Origin of the sequence: Candidatus Planktophila sp., from assembly GCF_040402315.1 — a bacterium.
GTDB lineage: Bacteria > Actinomycetota > Actinomycetes > Nanopelagicales > Nanopelagicaceae > Planktophila.
On sequence record NZ_JBBAMU010000008.1, the window covers coordinates 20,696 to 41,480 of the forward strand.

Annotated in this window: 23 protein-coding genes and 1 pseudogene; 2 read left to right on the top strand and 22 right to left on the bottom strand. The window is 49.6% G+C overall.

Annotation, left to right across the window (positions count from 1 at the left end; genetic code table 11):
* Positions 1–11: 11 nt before the first annotated feature.
* The 13 genes from gcvP to AC9UEP_RS02725 form a co-directional block, all read right to left on the bottom strand.
* Positions 12–2,858 (bottom strand): aminomethyl-transferring glycine dehydrogenase, encoded by a 2,847-nt coding sequence (gcvP, locus tag AC9UEP_RS02665; RefSeq protein WP_509543759.1) that lies wholly within the window; start codon positions 2,856–2,858, stop codon positions 12–14.
* A 67-nt stretch (positions 2,859–2,925) separates the two neighbouring features.
* On the bottom strand, positions 2,926–3,426 hold the full coding sequence (locus AC9UEP_RS02670) for a MerR family transcriptional regulator (RefSeq protein WP_509543761.1): 501 nt from the start codon (positions 3,424–3,426) through the stop codon (positions 2,926–2,928).
* Between the two features lie 110 nt (positions 3,427–3,536).
* Positions 3,537–4,040, bottom strand: coding sequence for a bifunctional nuclease family protein (locus tag AC9UEP_RS02675; RefSeq protein WP_509543763.1), 504 nt, complete (start codon positions 4,038–4,040; stop codon positions 3,537–3,539).
* A 17-nt stretch (positions 4,041–4,057) separates the two neighbouring features.
* Positions 4,058–4,780 carry a transcriptional regulator FtsR gene (gene ftsR / locus AC9UEP_RS02680; protein WP_509543764.1) on the bottom strand — a complete coding sequence of 241 codons (723 nt, stop codon included), beginning with the start codon at positions 4,778–4,780 and terminating at the stop codon, positions 4,058–4,060.
* A gap of 40 nt (positions 4,781–4,820) precedes the next feature.
* A complete protein-coding gene (locus AC9UEP_RS02685; RefSeq protein ID WP_509543765.1) occupies positions 4,821–5,276 on the bottom strand; it encodes an FHA domain-containing protein in 456 nt (151 codons plus the stop codon).
* A gap of 70 nt (positions 5,277–5,346) precedes the next feature.
* A complete protein-coding gene (gene gcvH / locus AC9UEP_RS02690; protein ID WP_509543766.1) occupies positions 5,347–5,727 on the bottom strand; it encodes a glycine cleavage system protein GcvH in 381 nt (126 codons plus the stop codon).
* Positions 5,728–5,746: 19 nt separating this feature from the next.
* Positions 5,747–6,304: a CDP-alcohol phosphatidyltransferase family protein gene (locus AC9UEP_RS02695; RefSeq protein WP_509543767.1), complete on the bottom strand. Its 558-nt coding sequence runs from the start codon at positions 6,302–6,304 to the stop codon at positions 5,747–5,749.
* 2 nt (positions 6,305–6,306) lie between these two features.
* Positions 6,307–8,277 (bottom strand): ribosome biogenesis GTPase Der, encoded by a 1,971-nt coding sequence (gene der / locus AC9UEP_RS02700; RefSeq protein WP_509543768.1) that lies wholly within the window; start codon positions 8,275–8,277, stop codon positions 6,307–6,309.
* Between the two features lie 58 nt (positions 8,278–8,335).
* Complete coding sequence (locus AC9UEP_RS02705) at positions 8,336–9,406, bottom strand: prephenate dehydrogenase/arogenate dehydrogenase family protein (protein ID WP_509543769.1); 1,071 nt, start codon at positions 9,404–9,406, stop codon at positions 8,336–8,338.
* A gap of 3 nt (positions 9,407–9,409) precedes the next feature.
* Entirely contained in the window at positions 9,410–9,772 is a 363-nt protein-coding gene (gene aroH, locus AC9UEP_RS02710; RefSeq protein WP_509543771.1) for a chorismate mutase, read from the bottom strand.
* A gap of 265 nt (positions 9,773–10,037) precedes the next feature.
* Entirely contained in the window at positions 10,038–10,757 is a 720-nt protein-coding gene (locus AC9UEP_RS02715) for a pseudouridine synthase (protein WP_509543772.1), read from the bottom strand.
* 92 nt (positions 10,758–10,849) lie between these two features.
* On the bottom strand, positions 10,850–11,416 hold the full coding sequence (scpB, locus tag AC9UEP_RS02720; RefSeq protein WP_509543774.1) for an SMC-Scp complex subunit ScpB: 567 nt from the start codon (positions 11,414–11,416) through the stop codon (positions 10,850–10,852).
* Positions 11,409–12,320, bottom strand: a complete 912-nt coding sequence (locus tag AC9UEP_RS02725; RefSeq protein WP_509543775.1) for a segregation and condensation protein A — start codon at positions 12,318–12,320, stop codon at positions 11,409–11,411. Before AC9UEP_RS02725 ends, scpB begins: the two co-directional genes overlap by 8 nt.
* 39 nt (positions 12,321–12,359) lie before the next feature.
* On the opposite strand from AC9UEP_RS02725, the gene AC9UEP_RS02730 reads away from it, so the two are divergent.
* Both AC9UEP_RS02730 and AC9UEP_RS02735 read left to right on the top strand, forming a co-directional pair.
* Positions 12,360–13,244, top strand: a complete 885-nt coding sequence (locus AC9UEP_RS02730) for a ParA family protein (RefSeq protein WP_509543777.1) — start codon at positions 12,360–12,362, stop codon at positions 13,242–13,244.
* The gene (locus AC9UEP_RS02735; RefSeq protein WP_509543779.1) at positions 13,241–13,654 is read left to right on the top strand and encodes a hypothetical protein; all 414 of its coding nucleotides are present in this window, start codon (positions 13,241–13,243) and stop codon (positions 13,652–13,654) included. Before AC9UEP_RS02730 ends, AC9UEP_RS02735 begins: the two co-directional genes overlap by 4 nt.
* Here the strand turns inward: AC9UEP_RS02735 and AC9UEP_RS02740 are convergent, their stop codons facing one another.
* The 9 genes and pseudogenes from AC9UEP_RS02740 to AC9UEP_RS02780 form a co-directional block, all read right to left on the bottom strand.
* On the bottom strand, positions 13,655–14,572 hold the full coding sequence (locus AC9UEP_RS02740; RefSeq protein ID WP_509543780.1) for a site-specific tyrosine recombinase: 918 nt from the start codon (positions 14,570–14,572) through the stop codon (positions 13,655–13,657).
* Between the two features lie 18 nt (positions 14,573–14,590).
* Positions 14,591–16,225, bottom strand: coding sequence for a CTP synthase (pyrG, locus tag AC9UEP_RS02745; RefSeq protein WP_509543782.1), 1,635 nt, complete (start codon positions 16,223–16,225; stop codon positions 14,591–14,593).
* A 29-nt stretch (positions 16,226–16,254) separates the two neighbouring features.
* Entirely contained in the window at positions 16,255–17,976 is a 1,722-nt protein-coding gene (gene recN, locus AC9UEP_RS02750; RefSeq protein WP_509543783.1) for a DNA repair protein RecN, read from the bottom strand.
* A complete protein-coding gene (locus tag AC9UEP_RS02755; RefSeq protein WP_509543785.1) occupies positions 17,969–18,826 on the bottom strand; it encodes an NAD kinase in 858 nt (285 codons plus the stop codon). The genes recN and AC9UEP_RS02755 overlap by 8 nt, the downstream gene beginning before the upstream one ends.
* Complete coding sequence (locus AC9UEP_RS02760; protein ID WP_509543787.1) at positions 18,826–19,614, bottom strand: TlyA family RNA methyltransferase; 789 nt, start codon at positions 19,612–19,614, stop codon at positions 18,826–18,828. The genes AC9UEP_RS02755 and AC9UEP_RS02760 overlap by 1 nt, the downstream gene beginning before the upstream one ends.
* 9 nt (positions 19,615–19,623) lie before the next feature.
* A complete protein-coding gene (locus tag AC9UEP_RS02765; protein ID WP_509543789.1) occupies positions 19,624–19,770 on the bottom strand; it encodes a hypothetical protein in 147 nt (48 codons plus the stop codon).
* On the bottom strand, positions 19,767–20,069 hold the full coding sequence (locus AC9UEP_RS02770; RefSeq protein ID WP_509543790.1) for a hypothetical protein: 303 nt from the start codon (positions 20,067–20,069) through the stop codon (positions 19,767–19,769). The genes AC9UEP_RS02765 and AC9UEP_RS02770 overlap by 4 nt, the downstream gene beginning before the upstream one ends.
* Positions 20,070–20,109: 40 nt before the next feature.
* Positions 20,110–20,481 carry a single-stranded DNA-binding protein gene (locus tag AC9UEP_RS02775; protein ID WP_509543792.1) on the bottom strand — a complete coding sequence of 124 codons (372 nt, stop codon included), beginning with the start codon at positions 20,479–20,481 and terminating at the stop codon, positions 20,110–20,112.
* A gap of 107 nt (positions 20,482–20,588) precedes the next feature.
* Positions 20,589–20,785: pseudogene (locus AC9UEP_RS02780) on the bottom strand (hypothetical protein); the annotation flags it as partial.

Sequence of the window (20,785 nt, forward strand, 5' to 3'; positions counted from 1 at the left end):
TTAAGATTTGGCTAAGCGAACGACTCAATCGGTGGGCAGGAACAGACCAGGTTCCTATCCCCATATGCCCCATCTATGCGTCCTGTGGTTGGCCAGTACTTACCCTTCATGCCGATAAGTTCACCCGGAATAAGACCGGTAAAGGTTGCCGGGAAAGCGCCGCGTTCGCGGCTATAGCTGTGATCCCACTCATTTGATGCCACTGCCCCCACGGTATGCGGTGCATGGCGCAGCGCCGAGTCTTCAACCGCGACCTTGCCTTCAATAATCTCATCTATTTCATATTTGATCGCGACCATCGCATCAATAAAGCGATTCATCTCAAGAATATCTTCTGACTCTGTTGGCTCAATCATCAGCGTTCCTGGAACCGGAAAAGACATGGTCGGTGCATGGAAACCAAAGTCCATCAGACGTTTCGCGATGTCATCGACGCTAACGCCACTTACCTTTGTTATCTCCCGAATATCAAGAATACATTCGTGCGCGATTAGGCCTTTCTCACCGGTATACAAGATTGGATAGGAGCTCTTTAAGCGCGCTGCTATGTAATTAGCGCTCAGAATCGCTACCTCAGTTGCATGGGTAAGACCAGCTCCCCCCATCAGGCGAATATAAGCCCAAGAGATAGGCAAAATACTGGCGGAGCCAAATGGCGCACCAGAGATAGGCCCAGGACCTGTTATTGGCCCCGCAGTTGCATCAAGTGGGTGGTTCGGTAAGAACGGTGCTAAATGCGCACGAGCAATGACTGGACCAACACCCGGTCCCCCGCCACCATGTGGAATGCAGAATGTCTTGTGGAGATTTAAATGCGAAACATCGGCACCAAATTTTCCTGGCTGAGCTAGCCCAACGAGCGCGTTGAGGTTTGCGCCATCAACATATACCTGACCGCCAGCTTCGTGAACAAGTGCGCAAATATCGGAGATAGCAGATTCAAAAACGCCGTGCGTAGACGGATAAGTGACCATCAGCGCCGCCAATTTTCCTGAATGTTCAGCGATTTTCAACTTCAGATCATCAAGGCTCACATTTCCTGCTTCATCGCAAGAAATGACCACGACTTTCATCCCAGCCATCACCGCACTTGCCGCATTTGTACCGTGGGCACTAGATGGAATGAGACAGATATCGCGCTCTCGCTCAGAACGAGAGTCGTGATAGTTACGAATGGCAAGCAAGCCAGCGAACTCCCCTTGGCTGCCGGCGTTCGGCTGCAGGGAGACCGCGTCGTAGCCCGTGATTTCAACGAGCCACTTAGAGAGTTGGGTAATTAGTTTACGTGAGCCAATGCTCTGATCTGCTGGCGCGAATGGATGCAGCGATGCGAACTCTGGCCAAGTCACAGCTTCCATCTCAGTTGCGGAATTAAGTTTCATGGTGCAAGAACCCAAAGGAATCATCGTTCTATCGAGAGCTAAATCCCGATCTGAGAGCATGCGCAGGTAGCGCATCATGGAAGTTTCAGAGTGATAGGTGTTAAAGACAGGATGTTGTAAGAAGGTAGAGGTTCTCTTAATGGCTGGTGAGATGCCACTCCCCTGGGCTGAGACGACCTTTGCCCCAAAGATACTTACGATCTCAGCAAATCCACTTGTGGTTACAGTTTCATCTAAGGAGATCCGAACGTGTTGATGATCGAGGATTCCTAAATTAATTCGCAATCCGGCTGCTGCCTTATGAATCACTGCTGCATCATCGACTTTAATAGTTAAGGTATCAAAGTAACTTTTGTTGACACTCTCCACTACAGTTGAAAGGGCAGCGGTGAAACCATGTACGCGTTCAGCAATTTCAATAAGTCCTTTGGGTCCGTGCCACATGGAGTAGAACGCACTCATATTCGCAAGCAGAACCTGTGCGGTACAAATATTGCTGGTCGCCTTATCGCGTCTAATGTGCTGCTCGCGAGTTTGTAGCGCTAACCGAAAGGCTGGATTGCCATGAGCATCAACACTCTGGCCAATTAATCGACCAGGCAGTGCTCGCTCTAGTCCGGTGCGGACCGCCATAAAACCTGCGTGTGGGCCACCAAAACCCATCGGAACTCCGAAACGTTGCGCTGAACCCACGGCAATATCTGCGCCCCACTCCCCCGGCGCTGTAATCAGAGTCAGCGCGAGCAAATCTGTAGCTGCGATCACTAACGCATCCTTCGCATGTGCATGTGTTGCCAGGTCACTGAAATCATTGATAGCACCGGTGGTATCCGGATACTGCACCAGGATTCCGAAAAATTCTAAAGAAGTATCTACGGCAAGTGCATCAACTTCTAACACCTTGATTCCAAGTGGTTTAGCTCGGGTATTTACCACCGCTTTAGTTTGAGAATGTACATGGCGATCAATAAGAAATACCGCATCATCACTGGCCTTGGAGGTGCGCCTGGCAAGAGTCATGGCCTCTGCTGCAGCCGTTGATTCATCTAGCATCGATGCATTAGAGATAGCAAGGCCAGTCATATCGGTAATGACGGTTTGAAATGCGAAGAGCGCTTCTAGTCGACCTTGCGAAATTTCTGGTTGATAAGGTGTGTAGGCGGTATACCAAGCTGGATTTTCTAGAACATTTCGTTTGATAACCGGTGGTGTGATGGTGCCATAATAACCAGAGCCGATAAGAGATGTGAAAATTTGATTCTCTGACGCTAAAGCTCGTAATTCATCAATTACTTCAACTTCACTCTTAGCAGTATCTAATACCTCAGCGAGTTTCTTCTCAATCACGATGTTTTTTGGAACTACATCAGCGATAAAATCTTTAAGTGATGAATAGCCCAGGACAGAGAGCATCTCTTCTTCTTGTGCGCTAGAAGGACCAATATGTCGATCTTGAAAACCTTCACTACCGCCCACCTGAAACCACCCAATCAACTCATCTACAGCCCTAGCGCCTTAAATAGATGACCGAAATATATGAGTATTAGGCACCTTTCGCCTTTCGACGCAGTGAAAGTTCATCACTATTTTCGGAGACGATAGTCTCACCGTTTACTTCACCCGCAAGGGTGGCAAGTGACCCCTCAACTTCAGACCAGACTTTGCCCACGGCGATTCCAAAAACTCCTTGCCCACCAGCAAGTAGATCGATAATTTCATCAGGACTCGCGCACTCATAAATAGAGGCACCATCGCTCATCAGAGTTATTCGTTCTAGCTCTGTCACGCCACGATCGCGTAGATGATTAACCGCGGTACGAATGTTCTGCAACGAAACTCCAGCATCGAGTAGGCGCTTCACAATTTTTAGAACCAAGATGTCGCGAAAACCATAGAGACGAGCGCTACCTGAACCAGTTGCGGTGCGAATTGAGGGCTCAACAAGACCGGTACGTGCCCAATAATCTAATTGGCGATATGAAATTCCAGCAGCCGAACATGCCGTAGCACCGCGGTAACCGATTTCAAATTCTTGCTCTGTCACGAGAGGGGGCTCGCTTTCCTATAGGGGATTGGCTAAAGGGTACGCGCGAGGATGGTAGAAAGGCAGTACCGACACGAACAAGACCTCAACTTGAGGTTGAGACTTTGAGACTATCCAGCAAAATCCTCCGGATTAATCTGATCGAGGAACTCACGAAAGGCCTCGAGCTCCTGATCCCCAGCAGCCGTAACGTCCAACGCCACCTGCTCCGGAATGTCGATTCCCATCTGATCTAGCAAATTATTATCAACCAAGATGTTGGACTTGGTACGCAGTGCGATTGCAATGGCATCTGATGGGCGGGCGGAGAGCGCCGGCAGCGCACCTTGGTCGTTACGCAAATTTAACTCTGCGAAGAATACGCCTTCGACTATAGCTGTGATGTGGACAGAGGCAAGTGAGATGTCTACTCGCTCCAATAAATCACGAATAAGGTCATGTGTTAAAGGGCGAGTCGCCTCGAGCCCTTGCTGGGCAAAGGCAATCGCCGTTGCTTCAACGGCTCCCACCCAGATGGGGAGAAATCTTGAACCTTCGACCTCTTTGAGTAAAACGATAGGTTGATTTGAGGGCATCTCAATCCGAACACCTACGACCTCAACCGGAATGAACATGGAGAATTCTCAAGCGCTTAACGAGGACGATTTAAGCCGCCACGTACCAAGGCAGCATGTAGTCGAACAGATAGGGAGGCGATCTCTTTCTGAACTTCCTCCGCGCGAGCTTTCGCTTCCGTGCTCTTCTGTCTGGTAAATGGAGTAATCACTTGTTCGATTAATCCGATCTCGCGATCAGCAGCTGATTTAAATGAACGAAGGTGACGTGGTTCGATTCCAAAGCCAGCCATCTCGGCAACGGCGCGGGCAACAGAGAGTGCATCCCCGTTATAGTGGCGGCCACGGATCTGAATGAGTCCATAGGACTCCAGTTCTACCAACTGCGCATCATCTAGCGCTGATGCCTTGAGCAGCTCTTCCCGGGATAGTCGCATCTCGGATTGCTCGGCAAAGGCCGCAGGCGAAAACTCCCCATCAACTGTGGCAAGACCAAGCGTTGGTCGTGGCGCTGGGACTCCCCCAGCTGGTGCTGGTTGCAGACCACGATCGAGGGCATCTAGATTTTCCTTGATTACCTTAAGTGGCAGGTACTGATCACGTTGGGCGAGTAGTACGTAACGCAATCGCTCCAGGTCTACTGTCGTGAACTTGCGGTAGCCAGAGGGTGTTCGCTGTGGCTCAATCAGACCTTCAGACTCTAAGAATCGAATCTTTGAGATCGTGATGTCGGCGAAGTCTCCGCGCAATTTTGTGAGTACTTCACCAATACTTAAGTAGGCCCGTGCTGGAACGCTCAACTGACTTCTCCCCTAGTAGATCTTTAACTGCGTTGGATTTCTACTGATGTGCTGTTATAAATAGAAGGTGGAACTTACCTATCTGAATCTCATCTCCAACAGATACCTGCTTCTCGGTAATTGCCTCATTATTGATATATGAACCATTGAGACTTCCAGTATCTTTAAAGATGAACCCAGATTCAAATTTCTCAATCACTGCATGCTTTCTAGAGACTGTCACATCATCAAGAAAAATCGAACTCTCAGGTGAGCGACCAATAGTTGCTCCGTCAGATGTCACCAGAAACCTGGCACCTCGTCCGGGACCACGATGAATCAGAACCATGGCAGAGCTACCATCGCCGGCTAAAGTGGATTCAAGAACGCTTCGCTCTTCGGCACTCGATGTAGCCAGATAATCCTTAATGAGCTCTGAAGAGGAATCACCAATCACAGGACGAAGTCCTAAGTGGAGAGTGCTGGTTAGCTCAGGCTTTGACTCTGCCTCTGCCATGAACTCACCCCCTTCGATGTCAACTTAAGGGTGACACTAGAGAGTTGCGGCAGAGAAATCAAGCGGAGATTTAAGCGGTAATCGCTCCATATTGGGCGGCCGAGAGCAGTGCTTCCGGCGCTATACCCACTTCTATTTCTACCAACCAGCCAGAGCCGTACGGATCAGAGTTGATCAGCTCTGGTGTGGCGCTAAGAGTTTCATTAATTGCAACAACCGTTCCTGAGATGGGTGCAAAGATTTCGGAGACGCTCTTCGTAGATTCAACCTCCCCACACACGGCATCGGCAACAACTTTCTCGCCAATCTTGGGCATCTGAACATAAACGATGTCACCGAGTGCGCCCTGTGCAAAGTCAGTAATACCCATGCGATAGCGAAGGGCAGTTTCGGTAGGTGCTACCCACTCGTGTTCTTTTGTGTACTGCAATTCTGCTGGAATCAACGACATCTTCTGCCTCTACTATCTGCTAAATAACGGGTGGGCGCACTCTAATGGCATTTATCCCGGTCCGGAAATACCCGAAGGCCGTGGCTAAATAGAGCGCCACTCCCCAACCGGTAAATGCCCAGCCAAAGATGAAGGCAACGGTTCCGTACCAATTTGAGTTCAGAGCTAGAAGTAGAAATGGGAAGGCATAGAGCAAATTAAATGTCGCCGCCTTGCCCAAATATGTCACTTGCAGAGTAGGAAGTCCCCGCATCTGAATCACCAGGGCGAGAATCGCCATAGCAACATCACGGACTACCAAGACAAGAATGACCCAAAGCGGAATGGCGCCCCTAATGTATAAAACTATTATGGTGGCAGCTATATAAAGTCGATCAATTGTCGGGTCGGCGATCTCTCCGAAACGCGATTCTTGATTAAGAGCGCGAGCTAACTTTCCATCAAAATAATCAGTAGCTCCACCGATCATCAAGACCAGGATTGCCCAGCCATCTGCTCGCTGGTCCAAAGCGAGCCAGATAAAGAGTGGAATTCCTAGGAATCGCAGGAATGTGAGCGCATTAGGAATCGTCAACATTTCTACGCCTCCTTTTCTCGTTCCTTTACCCGAATAGCTACCTGAACTGGAGTCCCCGGGAATTTGAACTCTTCCCGTAAGCGACGTTCGATAAACCTACGATAAGAAGCTTCAATCCACCCAGATGAGAAGACCACGAATTTAGGTGGCGCAATGCCGGCCTGCGTTGCGTAATAAACCTTTGGCTGCTTTCCACCTCGGACCGGTGGCGGGGTCGCACCAATGAGGGCGCCCAAGAATGAGTTGAGTTTGGAGGTCGGAACACGGCGTTCCCAAGAATCGATTGCGGTCCGAAGCGCAGGGGCCAAGCGATCGCGGTGCCAACCGGTCTTGGCCGCAACATTAACAATCTGTGCCCATTCGACCTGATCTAGATGTCGTTCAATCTCTTTATCAAGTTGAGCACGTCGATCATCATCTACCAAATCCCACTTATTCATCACGATCACCATCGCCTTACCAGCTTCTTCAACCATCGTGATAACTCGCAGGTCCTGTTCGGAGATAGGAACTGAAGCATCGAGAATAACTACTGCGCACTCGCAACGCTCCAACGCCGTTTGGGTCCGTAAAGTCGCGTAGTAATCCGTTCCACTGGCCTGATTTGCCCGCTTTTTTAAACCGGCGGTATCTACAAATCTCCAGATGCTGCCACCAAATTCTATGAGTTCATCAACTGGATCTCGAGTGGTACCCGCAACGTCGTCAACAATTGAACGATTCTCCCCTGCTAAAGCATTTAGCAAACTGGATTTACCAACATTCGGACGACCAATCAGGGCAATCCTTCGATAACCATCTTGAACTTGCGCCGCGCCTACTTCAGGAAGCAACTTAGTAATGGAATCAAGAAGATCTCCACTCCCACGGCCGTGCAGAGCCGAAACAAAGTGCGGTTCACCCAAACCAATATTCCAGAGCGCATGCGCATCAGATTCATCGTTATCACCATCAACTTTATTGGCAACCAGAATTGTTGGCTTCTTCGCCTTACGTAACTCTTGTACCAAAATATCATCTTCATCTAGTGCGCCAACTTGTGCATCCACTACGAAACAGAGAACATCTGCTTCATACATGGCAAGTTCGGCACTGGCACTGACCTGAACTGAAATGCCATCTGGCTTAGATTCCCACCCGCCAGTATCCATAATGATGAAGCGACGACCGCCCCATTCACATTCGTATTGAATGCGATCTCGGGTGACACCGGGAGTGTCTTCAACGATTGCTTCCCGGCGACCAATAAAACGATTAATCAGTGTTGATTTGCCGACGTTCGGACGTCCGAGAATTGCAACAATCGGAAGTCCCAGAAGCGAACGTTGAGATAAAAGTTCCCAGATACGTTCTACGGTTTCATCGAGCGTCAGTTCTGTTGAATCAATATGCACCGCATCAGTTGCCATAGATAACGGTGAAATCATTCGATTTGAATCAATCTCATCGCGCGTTGAAAGTGATTGTGCAACAGCATCAACACCTCCTGCCGCTCCATCTTGTTCAGCATCACGCCTAGCTGCTCGAGCTGAAATCTCTGCCGTGAGATATATCTTTAGCGCTGCATCCGGGCAGACCACTGTTCCGATGTCGCGGCCTTCAACCACAATTCCACTATCTGCCTTAGCAATGATTGATCTCTGCAAAGTCAGTAGCTCTGCGCGTATCTGTGGCAGGGCGCTAATAATTGAAACCTTTGCCGTCACTTCTTGACTTCGAATCTCTTCACTAACATTGGTTGTTCCGACAAAAACCTGTGGGTCACGAGGATTAGAGTTGAAGGTGATAGGTGAATCAATAACGGCAGCGATAATGTCATTTGCGTTATCACTCTTTATCGATAAAGCAATGAATGTGATTGCACGATACAGAGCCCCAGTATCTAGGTAACTCCAACCAGCTCTGATGGCAATATTCTTAGATGTGCTGGATTTACCAGAGCCGCTAGGGCCATCTAGTGCAACAACAATCATCTTCACAGCCCATCTATAAGTTATTACATTCTAAGGCGCAGGTGCCCAATACGGAGAATTACGAACGTGGAGCGTGAACGTCCCAGCCTTCACTCTCTAGATGCGCCCTTAAAGTCATTGCATCGGAATGTGAAATGGCCAAAGTAATCAATCCTGTCTCTTGACCCGGTGAGTGTTCAATGGAGAGATCTTCGATATTGACCGAAACTTTTGCGCATTCATCAAAAATTGCTGCTAGTTGACCAGGCTTATCGGCTATGACAATAGGAAGATAGGTGTATTCACGAGCTTTGCCACCGTGTTTTCCAGGAATGAGCGCTCTACCTACTTGCCCATCTTTGATGACACCCGCAATGAAGCTTTCACTTTCGATATTTGAAATAAGAGCGTTAAGATCGGCCGCCAAAGATTTAAGTAGCGGTGCGATAGCTGCGCTATTGGCGGCAATGATCTCCCTCCATAGGGTTGAATCAGATGCTGCGATTCGAGTCATATCGCGCAGCCCTCCCCCCGATAGCTCCAGCCAACTCGCGGGATTTCCAGCCAATTGCTTGGCCAATAGTGAAGAGAGCAGTTGCGGCAGATGGGAAACTAGCGCTACCGCTTGATCGTGATCGGCTACCGGCATATCTATCGCGGCGGCGCCCAAGGCCTCTATAAGAGCTTTTCCCCAGAGAATCGCCTTCTGATCGACCCCGGCAGAGTCAATCATCCACGGACGCCCTTCAAAAAGGTCAGCTCGAGCTGATTCAGCCCCTGTGAATTCACGCCCTGCCATGGGGTGTGTTGGTAGGAAATGTGAGGCTAAGAGGGCAGATTCAAGGACCTCAAGTGCAGGTTTACCCTTAATTGACGAGACATCTATAAATATCCCATTGAAGCTTATCTTCTCAAGTTCTGTAATGACCATAGCGAAAGCTGAGAGCGGAACCGCGGAGATAACAAGTTCAGCGTCGGAGATCTCGCCCCCTTCATTGCCCATAAGTGACTGTGCTATCCCCTGATTTCGCGAGTCTAGGTCGCGCATTGTCACCGAGACTCCCTTATGGGAGAGAGCCAGACCAATGGAGGTGCCTATTAAACCTGAACCGATAACGCAGACGCGGGAGAAGGGAAGAGGTGCGCTCATGAGCTACTGCGCTATATCCCGGCGCAGGGATTTAGCTCCATGCAAGTAGATATGTGAGATCGCCTCAGCGCTGGCTGAGCTTTCGACGTGGGCCATAACCCGAATAGTCCGCTCCAGGGCTTCCGGAACATCGATCTCCACGGCGCAAATCAGCGGAACGGATGCGAAACCAACCTCGCGAGCTCCGGCTGCGGGAAAGGCTGCATTGAGATCTGGACTCGAGGTAAAAAGAACCGAGATGACATCATGTGGGGTGAGCCCGTTCGCGCTAAGAATCTCAGAGAGCAGCTCAACCACACCGGAGTAAATACTTTCAGCCGTATTGGCCTCCACCTGGATTGCTCCCCTGATTGCGCGCACTGACATTGGACAAGTGTACCGGTAAGTCGTTTTCTAAGAGATTGATTGCGAATGGTTTTGCTATTTAAAGGTTTTATCAATTTATGTGCAATCCGATTGCTGTAAAATCACACGAGGAAAATCATCTAGATAAGTAAGATCCATCTACTATCTCTTTATCGATAATAAAAGGTCTTATTTAAGTCTATGATTATCGATAAACCAATATTAATTCGCTTCCACTTTTATTAATCTATTTATTAATTTAGCGGTTTACAGATTCTATATAGATTTAAGGTTTTATATTTAAGGCCGTTTGTAGGCTTACCAATTCACCGCTATTGAGATCTCGCCATCGCCCCTCGAGCGTCTCCCCCAGTGAGATTGGTCCAAATTTGGTTCGGATGAGTCGCAGAACTTCAACACCCACTGCCTCCATAAGTCGGCGAATGATGTGATAACGACCCTCGTGGATTACCACCTCAATCCACTGCGGAGATAGGTGGCTAAAGCTCAGGACTCTTCCCATTCCATCTTCGAGCTCGACCCCTTTCAGAAGGGTCTTTTCGACTCCAACTGGCAGCTTTCCGTCGAATTCAATGATGTAGGTCTTCTCAAGGCCAAAGGAGGGATGGGTTGCCCTAAAGGTCAAATCCCCGTCATTTGTGAGCAAGATCAAACCTTCGGAATCCTTATCTAGGCGACCCACATGGAAAAGACGCTCGGTTCGAAGGTTTATAAAGTCAGATAGTGAAGGGCGACCTTCAGGGTCGAACATGGTAGACAAAACACCTGTAGGTTTATGAAGTGCTAAATAAGTCTTAGACAAAGAACGTATAATTGTCTCACCATCTACCGCTACTTCTACCTTATCTGGGTCAAACTTCGCCCCGAGCTCTCTTACCTGGTGTCCATCAACGGTGACTCGACCATCCATAATGAGCTCATCGGCTCCTCGACGGCTAGTGATCCCGGCATCGGCAATAATCTTATTTAGGCGCATTTCGGCCATGTGGCTATCCATTCTCGACAGTCAACTCCCCGCTTGACCCTCGAATATCGAGGCGCCGGCTAAGGGGTGGAGCGAGAAGTGTAGAGCGTTAACTAGTCAGTAAGCGAATCGAGGATCTCATCCAAGCTATCGATATCCGGCAGATGAGGCGCCAGGGGTGGCAAGTCAGTTAGGGAGTTTAGGCCTAATCGTTCTAAGAAGTAGCTGGTGGTCTTATAGAGAATCGCACCAGTTTCATTCTCGACCCCATACTCCTCAACTAGACCTCGAGTGATTAGGGTCTTCATCACCGCTTCCACATTTACCCCGCGGATGGCCGAGACCCGAGCGCGCGAGACTGGCTGGCGGTAGGCGATGACTGCCAGGGTCTCAAGTGCGGCTTGGGTAAGTCGGTTCTGCTGGCCATCTAGCACAAACTTCTCTACAGCCTGGCTAAAATCCGGGTGGCTATAAAAGCGCCATCCCCCATTGATCGCCTTAAGGGAGAATCCTCGATCTAGATAACTAGGAACAAGGGCCCCCAAAGCGGCGACGACCTGCTCTACCGGCACCTCAAGGACTGTGGCAAGAGTTAATTCAGTTACCGGCTCATCTACGACCATGAGAATCGCCTCAATGGAACGTGCCAGCTCTTGGCTATAAAGCTCGGGATTAGACATTTTCACCCTCTTCTGTTTCATTTTGCGCCTCGGGCGGAAGATCGAACTCATTAGTCGCTAGAACTTCTCCCTCATCGGAGCCTACCCAGGTTATCTGGAGCTCTCCTAGCGCCATAACTTGCTCAAATCGCAAGGCGCCCTGGCGGTAGAGGTCTAGCAGTGCCAGAAATCTCGCCACCACGACGAGGGTGGAGTCCGCCCCTTGAATGAGATTTCTAAAGGAGAGGGTTCGAGATTTTCGCAAGGATTCAACAACGGCGCGAGACTCCTCGGCCACACTCACGAGAGCGCTATATAGGTGGTCCACCGCAACTACAGGGGGCGCCTTGGGCGTAAGCACTCGCTCAGCTATCGCGGCAAAGCGCTGGGCTCCTACCCCAATCAAAACTTCAGGTAGAAGTGCGGCAAGCGCTGGGTCCAACGCAACCACGCGTGGAAAAGATTTGTCGGCAGCCAAAATAGCTTCCTGGAAGGATGCCGCAATCTCCTTAAAGGCTCTGTACTGGAGCAATCTGGCAAAAAGGATGTCTCTAGCCTCAAGAATGGCGAGGTCTTCCTCGTCCTCAATCTCACCACTGGGCAGCAGACGCGCCGCCTTCAGATCTAAGAGGGTTGCTGCGATCACCAGAAACTCTGTCGCTTGATCTAGGCGCCAGCCCGCACCCGATTCTTCCAATTTGCGAATAAAAGAGATGAATTCATCGGTGACCAGGCTGAGTGAGACCTCAGTGATATCTAATTTATGGCGAGAAATGAGTTGAAGGAGAAGGTCAAATGGGCCATCGAAATTGGATAGGTGGACGTTAAAGCCCGTATCAGCCGAATCCGCCTCCGGTGAAGGCGCCGAAATAAGGGTATTTTCCACGTGCGAACAGTACTTCGTTACTTGCATATCGCTGCGCATTACGCGTAGAGTCGTGACAAATGAAAAGAGGTTTCTCGCTTGAACGCTAAGTCGACATTTGACGATCATGTGGCAACTACCGCCAGCCTACTTGGACGTGAACCCAAGAATTTTAAGATTCCCGCACCCCTCACCGAGCATGGGAATGCGAAGGTCATTTCAATCTTTAATCAGAAGGGCGGTGTTGGAAAAACTACCTCAACAATTAACTTAGGTGCAGCCCTAGCTGAGCTAGGTCGCAGAGTTCTGCTGGTTGACTTTGACCCACAAGGCGGTCTCTCCCTTGGTCTTGGTGTCAACGCACACAGCCTTGCACTTGAGAACACTGTTTACTACGCACTCATGACACCTGATGCAAATATTGATGAGATCGTCCTTAAATCATCCGTTGCCAATTTGGATTTCTTGCCAGCTAACCGCGATCTAGGAACAGCTGAAACCACACTCGGTGCTGAAATCGGTGGACAGCAATATCTTAAGCGCGCACTGGCTCGCCTGAGTTCTGAATATGACGTCATATTAATAGATTGTCAACCAACGATGGGTCAGCTCACGATCAACGCACTCGTAGCTTCCGATGAGGTCATCGTGCCCTTGCAATGTGAGTACTTCGCACTGCATGGATTTATTGAACTCAAAGGAAATATCGATAAGGTGAGAAGTTTCCTCAATCCTGATCTGAAACTCGTTGGAATTCTGGCAACTATGTATGACCGAAAGACCGTTCATAATCGTGAAGTGCTTACGGCAATCCTTGAGAAGTATCCTGAGGATGTCTTTGAAACAATCATTGCCAAAACTATTCGTTTCTCAGAAACAACCGTTGCGGGAGAACCAATCACCGCATACGCATCATCTTCCGGCGGTGCCCAGTCTTACCGCCGCCTTGCCCGAGAACTCATAGCCCGAGGAGGCGCCCGATGACACGCAGAGCAAGCTTGCCTGGAGCAGATGAATTATTCCGCGCAAATACCCCAGCCCTAAGTGCGGTTCGACAGGTTGTCGAAGGCGCACCTGCAGCTCCTGCTGCCGCGAAGCCAGTTGGAACATCGCAACCTAAAACGAAAAAGGGTGTTCGAACAATTTCACGCAGACGAGTTACTGCTGCCGAGAAATCTCCATCTGGTCGCGAACTTCACGAAGAGAAGATCACTGTTTATTTATCCACTGATGAACTCTTTGATTTAGACCAAGCACGCCTGATGCTCCGTGGAGATTTAGGTCTTGCCGTCGATCGTGGTCGCATCGTTCGCGAATCAATCGCGGTCATCATCGCTGATCTCGAAGCGAAAGGTGATCAGAGCATTCTTGCTCGTCGACTTCGCGGAATCTAATTACTTAGCTCTTGGGTGGGCAGAGCTATAACTTTCACGCACTTTATCGATTGTAATCAGGGTGTAAATCTGGGTTGTTGTCACCGAAGAATGTCCTAGTAGTTCCTGGACAACTCGGATATTTGCTCCACCATCTAGTAAATGTGTGGCGTATGAATGCCGGAAAACGTGCGGCGAAACTTTGCCAGCAAGGCCGGTAGCTTGAGCGGCATCCAGCACTATCTGCCATGCGCTCTGCCGCGAAAGCCGCTTGCCACGAAAGTTGAGAAAGAGCGCGCTCTCACTCTTTGCATTCTTAGCTGCAAGAAGTGGCCTGGTGCGCACTAAGTATTCATCTAGCGCAAAATATGCAAACCTACCGAGCGGAACTATTCGTTCTTTAGAACCTTTGCCTCGTAATTTAACAACTGAAATTCTCTCGCCTTCCAAATCCTGAGTAGAGATATCCGCAAAATTGATTCCGATTACCTCACTTACCCGGGCGCCGGTGGAGTATAAAATCTCCAATATTGCGCAATCTCGAAGGGAGACGGGATCACCTTCCCGCTTCGCTGATTCAATGAGGGAGGTTATCTCAGAGATAGAAAGTGCCTTAGGTAAACGTCGTGGGGTTTTGAGGGCCGTTGATTCAGTCGTTGGATTGAAAATCTCGTATTCAAGGGCGCAGTACTTGTAGAAACCTTTAAGCGCTGAGATACATCGGTTGGTGCTGGAGGCGCTGATTTGGGATGCTTTTAGAAATACTGCAAAGGCGGTGACATCCGATGGTTGTAACTCGATAAAGTTCCTACCTTCCACGGAGAGAAAATCTGCAAACTTTCCCAAATCGCGTTGGTATGACTCAATGGTGTTCGTTGCTAAGGCACGCTCGATCCTTAAATGATTGAGGTAGTTCGTACTGGCGGTCTGAAAGTTCATCCATCCCCCGCGCTTTACCTACTTCTTCTGCGCAAGTGCTGCAGCAATAAGCCCGACAAAGAGTGGATGCGGTCTTGTTGGCCGTGATCGTAGCTCCGGATGCGCCTGCGTTCCAACATAGTATGGATGAACAGCGCGAGGTAATTCAACAAACTCAACTAAATCGCGCTCCTTAAAGAATCCGGAGAAGACTAAGCCAGCTGATGCGATTTGATCACGGTACTTATTATTAACTTCATATCTGTGGCGGTGACGTTCCGAAATTTCATTACTTGCATAGACGCCCGCAACGATGGAACCTGGTGCCAGGGCTGCCTTATATAGACCTAGTCTCATGGAACCGCCCATATCAGCCTGGCCCGCGACAATGTTCTTTTGATCATCCATCGTTGCAATCACATGCGTTCCACTTTCAGGAGTGAACTCGGCTGAGTTAGCATCGGCTATTCCCGCTAAGTTTCGAGCTGCTTCAATGACCATGCACTGCAGACCTAAACAGAGTCCCAGCGTTGGAATCCTCTGCTCGCGCGCAAACTTTAGCGCACCGAGTTTTCCCTCAATTCCACGAATACCGAAACCACCGGGAACGCAGATTGCATCGATGCCAGTAAGGGCTTTCTTTGCACCCGCTTCGCTTTCACAATCATCACTAGGAATCCACACAAGTTCAACTTTTGCATCATTTGCAAATCCCCCAGCGCGAAGTGCTTCCGAGACCGATAAATACGCATCTGGCAAATCAATATACTTGCCAACGAGTGCGACTCTGACCGAAAGCGCCGGGTGATGGACTTTCTGCAACAGCTCATCCCACTCTCCCCACTGAACTTCGTGGCCACCAAGAGATAATCGCCGGACTATGTATGAATCAAGACCTTCACTGAAAAGCACTTTTGGAATATCGTAAATTGATGGAGCATCGACTGCTGCAACAACAGCTTCGACATCAACGTCGCACATCAGTGAAATCTTCTTCTTTATCCCTGCCGGTATCGGGCGATCACAACGCAAGACAACAGCGTCCGGTGCAATACCGATGCTACGAAGGGCAGCGATGCTGTGCTGCGTTGGCTTCGTCTTTAGTTCACCTGCTGGACCAATATATGGAACCAACGAGATATGTAGATAAAAAACATTGTCACGACCAACATCTTGACGAAGTTGACGGGCTGCTTCAAGAAATGGCTGAGATTCGATATCTCCGACCGTTCCGCCGATTTCGGTAATAACAACATCGACATCAGCTGAATCATTCGCCAGCATGCGCTCTTTAATTTCATTGGTGATATGGGGAATCACTTGTACGGTTTCACCTAGATACTCACCGCGTCGTTCGCGTGCAATTACTCGTGAATAAATCTGACCTGTGGTGACATTTGCCGAACCTTCCAGGTCGCGATCCAGGAAGCGTTCATAGTGGCCAATATCTAAATCTGTCTCGGCGCCATCATCGGTGACAAATACCTCTCCGTGTTGGAAGGGATTCATGGTGCCTGGGTCCACATTCAGATACGGGTCCAGCTTTTGCATAGTTACGCGGATGCCACGAGCTACTAGAAGGCGGCCTAAAGATGATGCGGTGAGGCCTTTACCGAGACTTGAGACGACTCCGCCAGTTACGAAAATATGTTTAGTCACATGCGGCTGGCTCATGGAAGACCAACCTATCACTAAATTGAGCCCTATCCGCGCAGCGCCAAAAGTTCACTCGCGTGTTCACGGGCGCTGGTGGACTCTTCTAGCCCGGCGAGCATTCGAGCAATCTCTTCCACGCGATCAGCATCTTCGACTTTAGCCACACCTGCTGCGACAACAGCGCCGTCACTACTTTTCTTTACCACAAAATGGGTATCAGCCCAGGCCGCAACTTGCGGCAAGTGAGTTACCACAATTACTTGGGCTTGCTTAGAAAGTTGATGCAGCCGTTTTCCCACTTCAATTGCCGCTTTACCGCCAACACCAGCGTCTACCTCGTCGAAAATATATGTTCCTACCGGATGTGTTTGGGCAATAACTACTTCCAGAGCCAACATGATGCGCGACATTTCACCACCACTGGCACCTTTACCTAAGGCTACTTTTGGCCCATCAAGATGAGCGCGAATCAACATCGAAATCTCGTCACATCCAAGCTGGGTGAAATCTGACTCCTTCAAGTTCGATGAATAATCAGGTGAAGTCACCTCCACAAAAAATTGAGTATGTGGCATGGCAAGTGCATGTATCTCAATCGTCACCAAGTCAGAGAGAGTTCTAGCGCTCTTTGATCGCACTTCCGTCAGCGTCTTCGCCTGCTTCAGTAAGTCTTTCTTTGCATGTGTCAGCGAGGATTCAAGTTCAGCAATTCGATCATCTCCGCCTTCAAGGTCAGCGATGACTTCCTTACCATTCTTGGCTTTTGCAGCGAGTGAGACAAGTTCTTCATCGCCACTGGCGCCCTCGCCCCACTGCTTAATAAAAGCGTTCAATTGTGATTTGCGTTCATTAAGCGCATCAAGTCTTCGTGGGTCTGCCTCGAGCCCAGTTGAGTAGGAGGCGAGATCAGTTGCGGCATCATCTAAAATAAATACCGCTTCACTAACGCGGTCGGCGATAGATTCCAGCCGCGAATCTTTGGATTTAACCGAATCCAGCGCTCGTCTTGCCGTATGCAAAAGCGTAAGTGCTCCCGCTTCTTCGGTCTCCAAAGCGTCTTGGGCGCTCTGACTTGCCAGGCGAAGGTCTTCAACACTGGAGAGTCGATTTATTTCATTATCTGTTGCAGCGCACTCATCGCGAACAGCTTTTAATGATGCCCAGGCAGTAATGAATTCTCGAAGCTGTGCGATATCAGAATCGCGCTTACTTGACGAACTCTTTAACTCAGCTAACCGCGCTTTGAGCTCTAGATAGTTGCCGTAGCTGAGTTGATAGGCAGTCAGAGCGGCAGCAATCGCAGCGCCCCCGAAGCGATCCAGTAGTTCTCGCTGCGTTGAAGTTTTAGTAATCTGTGCGTTCGCGGATTGGCCATGAATCTCAATCAAATTCTGAGAAATGGTAGCCAGTGTTGCTGCTGGAACTGTGACTCCCCCGCAGAGCGCCTTACTTTTTCCATCCGCGTTAATAGTACGAGAAATAATTAGTGAGTTGGCATCGAGTTGTGCGCCTAACTCTTCTAGCCCTTGAACTTGTGATGCGGCGATAGCGAACGTTGCCGAGGCGCTGAGTCGATCTGCGCCATGTCTAACTAATGCGCTGTCACTCTTGCCACCAAGGACTAATGAGAGCGCGGTAAGAATCATGGTCTTGCCGGCGCCGGTTTCACCGGTGAGAACATTGAGCCCTGGACCTAACTCAAGTTCTGATTGCTCAATGACTCCGAGGTTTCGGATTGATATCTCTTCTAGGAAGGAGCGTTCACTCACCGCGCCAACCTTCAATGGGAAGCTTGAACTTAGCCACAAGACGATCGGTAAAGAGAGTAGCTGAGACGTGAGCTAACTTAATGGTGCGCTCATCGCGGGTAATAATTACTCTGTCACCTAGCTGCAACGGAATCTTGCGAAGAGCATCGGCTGATAACAATGCAGCAGCTGATTCCACCGTAATGATGATCTCTGATTTAGGTGAAACCACCATTGGTCTGGAGAAGAGTGCGTGCGCTGAAATCGGCAAGAGCACTAACGCCTCAATCTCGGGCCATAAAACTGGACCGCCAGCGCTAAATGCGTAGGCAGTTGAGCCAGTTGGAGTTGAGCAAATAACTCCATCGCAACCCCAGTGCGATAAGGGGCGACGATCAATTTCGACAAAGAGTTCAACCATGGTCGTGGCATCGCGTTCAACAGTGACCTCATTCAATGCCCAACCGGTCGAGACAACTTTTCCGCCGCGCTCAATTTCAAATTGCAGCACCATTCGGTTCTCAACTACATAGCTCTTCTCAATAATGCTCTGCGCAATCGCTTTTATTGTTGGCCGATCTACTTCAGCAAGGAAACCAACATGTCCTAAATTAATTCCTAGTAGCGCAATCTTGCGGGTCAGGGTGACCTCTGCCGCTCGAAGAATGGTGCCGTCACCACCAAGTACTACTGCTAACTCAATCTCTGGCAGATCCGCTGCGGCAACTTTCTTGATTCCTTCGATAGCAATATCAGAAATTGTGTAGAGCGAGAATCCGGCTGAGAAGAGAAGTGGCGCTAACTGCGCTGCAGCGCTAATGGCTTCTGGGCGCGTTGGGTTAACCAGAAAGGCGACGCTGCGAATACTCATTATTCTGGCCCTGCAGCAATCGCGTCATCGAGTGCTTGCTCATTAATTTCAGGGGCACCACGTCGTAACCATAAGAAATATTCAACATTGCCAGCCGGCCCAGGTAGCGGACTTGCGGCAATTCCTAGCGTTCCGAGTCCAACATCGTAGGCCGACTCTGCAATATCTAGCACGGCTGCTCTGCGCAAGGCAGGATCTCTGACAACGCCACCGGCTCCTAATTTTTCACGACCAACTTCAAATTGCGGTTTGACCATTAAGACAAAATCAGCATCAGGCCTTGAAACCGCCGCCAGCGCCGGTAAGACAAGTGATAGCGAGATAAAGGAAAGATCTGCCACGACTAAATCAATATCTTCCGAGATTTGATCACCAGTTAAGTGGCGGATATTTGTTCGATCAAGAATCTTTACTCGAGCGTCTTGTCGCAACTCCCACGCCAGCTGCCCGTATCCAACATCAACAGCAACGACCAACTTTGCTCCACGGCGTAATAGGACATCGGTGAAACCACCGGTTGAGGCTCCTGCATCTAAACATGTACGTCCGGCTATCTCTACCCCGGTAAAGACATCGAGGGCGCCTGCCAATTTGTGGCCACCACGTGAGACAAAATCATCTCTGTCACCTTGCAGAACTATCGAGGTCTCGGCATCGACCTGGGATGCTGGCTTCGTCGCTGGAATACCGCTAACAAGTACCGAACGAGATTCAATCAGATCTGCCGCATGCTCACGCGAGCGTGCTAATTCACGGCGAACTAGTTCAGCATCCAAACGGGTTTTCATGGCAGCTCGCTAGAGATTATCGATTGACTTAAGTGACTCTTGCAATTTTTCATGGAGTGATTCAAAGCGAGCAGAGTGCTCAGAGATGTCACTGACTTCGATCTCTTCCAGTTCTTCTCGTACCTTTTGCACCAAATCCAACTCTTCTTCCCTCATTTTTTGCTTTCCTTCTTCTTTGTCGTGGTCTTCTTGCCGCCAGATTTTTTTGAGTGAGCCTTCTTTAAACGTTTAACTTCGGCGGCAAGTGCATCGAACTCTTCCCGCTTGACAAAGCCCATCTTTGAAACCGCAGCCTCAACCTCGTCCTGGATTCGCCCCTTGACTGAATCGGCGCTCTCCTTGGCCCAGTCATTTAGCGCAGTCGCGACCTCGGCAGGTGTGCGCTCACCATCTGAGAGCTTCTGGGCGTAACTCTTTAGCGTTGAAAAGATTTCCGACGGTTGGTTTTTACCCATGGGCTTAGCGTAGCGATTTTACCTCTGCGACGCGGTGAAGCTAAAGGCGAAGAATTTCATCGGCCTCAATCTGCCAACGGCTAGCAACTCCCGTTGGACTCTGCCAAAACCGTCGGTGGATAGAGCCGGAGATTTCGACCCACTCGTCGCCTTCCAGAGTCAGGGCAATCTTTCGACTCTTGGCACTCCATGCGGCAATATCGAGAGTATCTACTCCCTCTCGCTCTGTTCGAGTAATGATGAGCCTGAATTCAACAACTTTATCGCCACTCGGCAATTCCTTACTGGTGGCTGGCGCCGAAACGCGGCCTCGAAGCAAGAGATCGTTCAGCGAGTAATCAATTTCCATCTCCTCGGTAGCTGCAATTTTCCGCGACTTCTTCTTACTGACACTCTTAGAAACTGGTGACATGGTGAGCCCTTCATGCGCGGTCGTGCATGTGAGTTGATTCTCATGCGGTCGCGATGATGGTTGAGGGCTATAACAATTGGGTACTGATTACTAATGAGTGTGGATAATTATTTCTCGGCCCGCTCTTGTGCATCAGTAGATTCTTCATGATCAATCGCGGCACACTTTACAAACCACTCGGTGGCCTCATCCAACCTTCCGGCCGCTGCTAGCGCATCGGCATATGCATAACGCAATCGCACAGCCCATTCATCACTTTCATTCTTCAATTCCTTACATTGCAAAGTCACAACGGCAGCATCTA

Coding starts and splice junctions, on each gene's coding strand:
- AC9UEP_RS02675 (WP_509543763.1), bottom strand. CDS start 4,040: ATGTTCATTCCGGTTGAGGTCGTAGGTGTTCGGATTGAGATGCCCTCA.
- AC9UEP_RS02685 (WP_509543765.1), bottom strand. CDS start 5,276: ATGGCAGAGGCAGAGTCAAAGCCTGAGCTAACCAGCACTCTCCACTTA.
- gcvH (WP_509543766.1), bottom strand. CDS start 5,727: ATGTCGTTGATTCCAGCAGAATTGCAGTACACAAAAGAACACGAGTGG.
- AC9UEP_RS02695 (WP_509543767.1), bottom strand. CDS start 6,304: ATGTTGACGATTCCTAATGCGCTCACATTCCTGCGATTCCTAGGAATT.
- der (WP_509543768.1), bottom strand. CDS start 8,277: ATGATTGTTGTTGCACTAGATGGCCCTAGCGGCTCTGGTAAATCCAGC.
- AC9UEP_RS02705 (WP_509543769.1), bottom strand. CDS start 9,406: ATGAGCGCACCTCTTCCCTTCTCCCGCGTCTGCGTTATCGGTTCAGGT.
- aroH (WP_509543771.1), bottom strand. CDS start 9,772: ATGTCAGTGCGCGCAATCAGGGGAGCAATCCAGGTGGAGGCCAATACG.
- AC9UEP_RS02715 (WP_509543772.1), bottom strand. CDS start 10,757: ATGGCCGAAATGCGCCTAAATAAGATTATTGCCGATGCCGGGATCACT.
- scpB (WP_509543774.1), bottom strand. CDS start 11,416: ATGTCTAATCCCGAGCTTTATAGCCAAGAGCTGGCACGTTCCATTGAG.
- AC9UEP_RS02725 (WP_509543775.1), bottom strand. CDS start 12,320: ATGCGCAGCGATATGCAAGTAACGAAGTACTGTTCGCACGTGGAAAAT.
- AC9UEP_RS02735 (WP_509543779.1), top strand. CDS start 13,241: ATGACACGCAGAGCAAGCTTGCCTGGAGCAGATGAATTATTCCGCGCA.
- AC9UEP_RS02740 (WP_509543780.1), bottom strand. CDS start 14,572: ATGAACTTTCAGACCGCCAGTACGAACTACCTCAATCATTTAAGGATC.
- pyrG (WP_509543782.1), bottom strand. CDS start 16,225: ATGAGCCAGCCGCATGTGACTAAACATATTTTCGTAACTGGCGGAGTC.
- AC9UEP_RS02755 (WP_509543785.1), bottom strand. CDS start 18,826: ATGAGTATTCGCAGCGTCGCCTTTCTGGTTAACCCAACGCGCCCAGAA.
- AC9UEP_RS02760 (WP_509543787.1), bottom strand. CDS start 19,614: ATGAAAACCCGTTTGGATGCTGAACTAGTTCGCCGTGAATTAGCACGC.
- AC9UEP_RS02765 (WP_509543789.1), bottom strand. CDS start 19,770: ATGAGGGAAGAAGAGTTGGATTTGGTGCAAAAGGTACGAGAAGAACTG.
- AC9UEP_RS02770 (WP_509543790.1), bottom strand. CDS start 20,069: ATGGGTAAAAACCAACCGTCGGAAATCTTTTCAACGCTAAAGAGTTAC.
- AC9UEP_RS02775 (WP_509543792.1), bottom strand. CDS start 20,481: ATGTCACCAGTTTCTAAGAGTGTCAGTAAGAAGAAGTCGCGGAAAATT.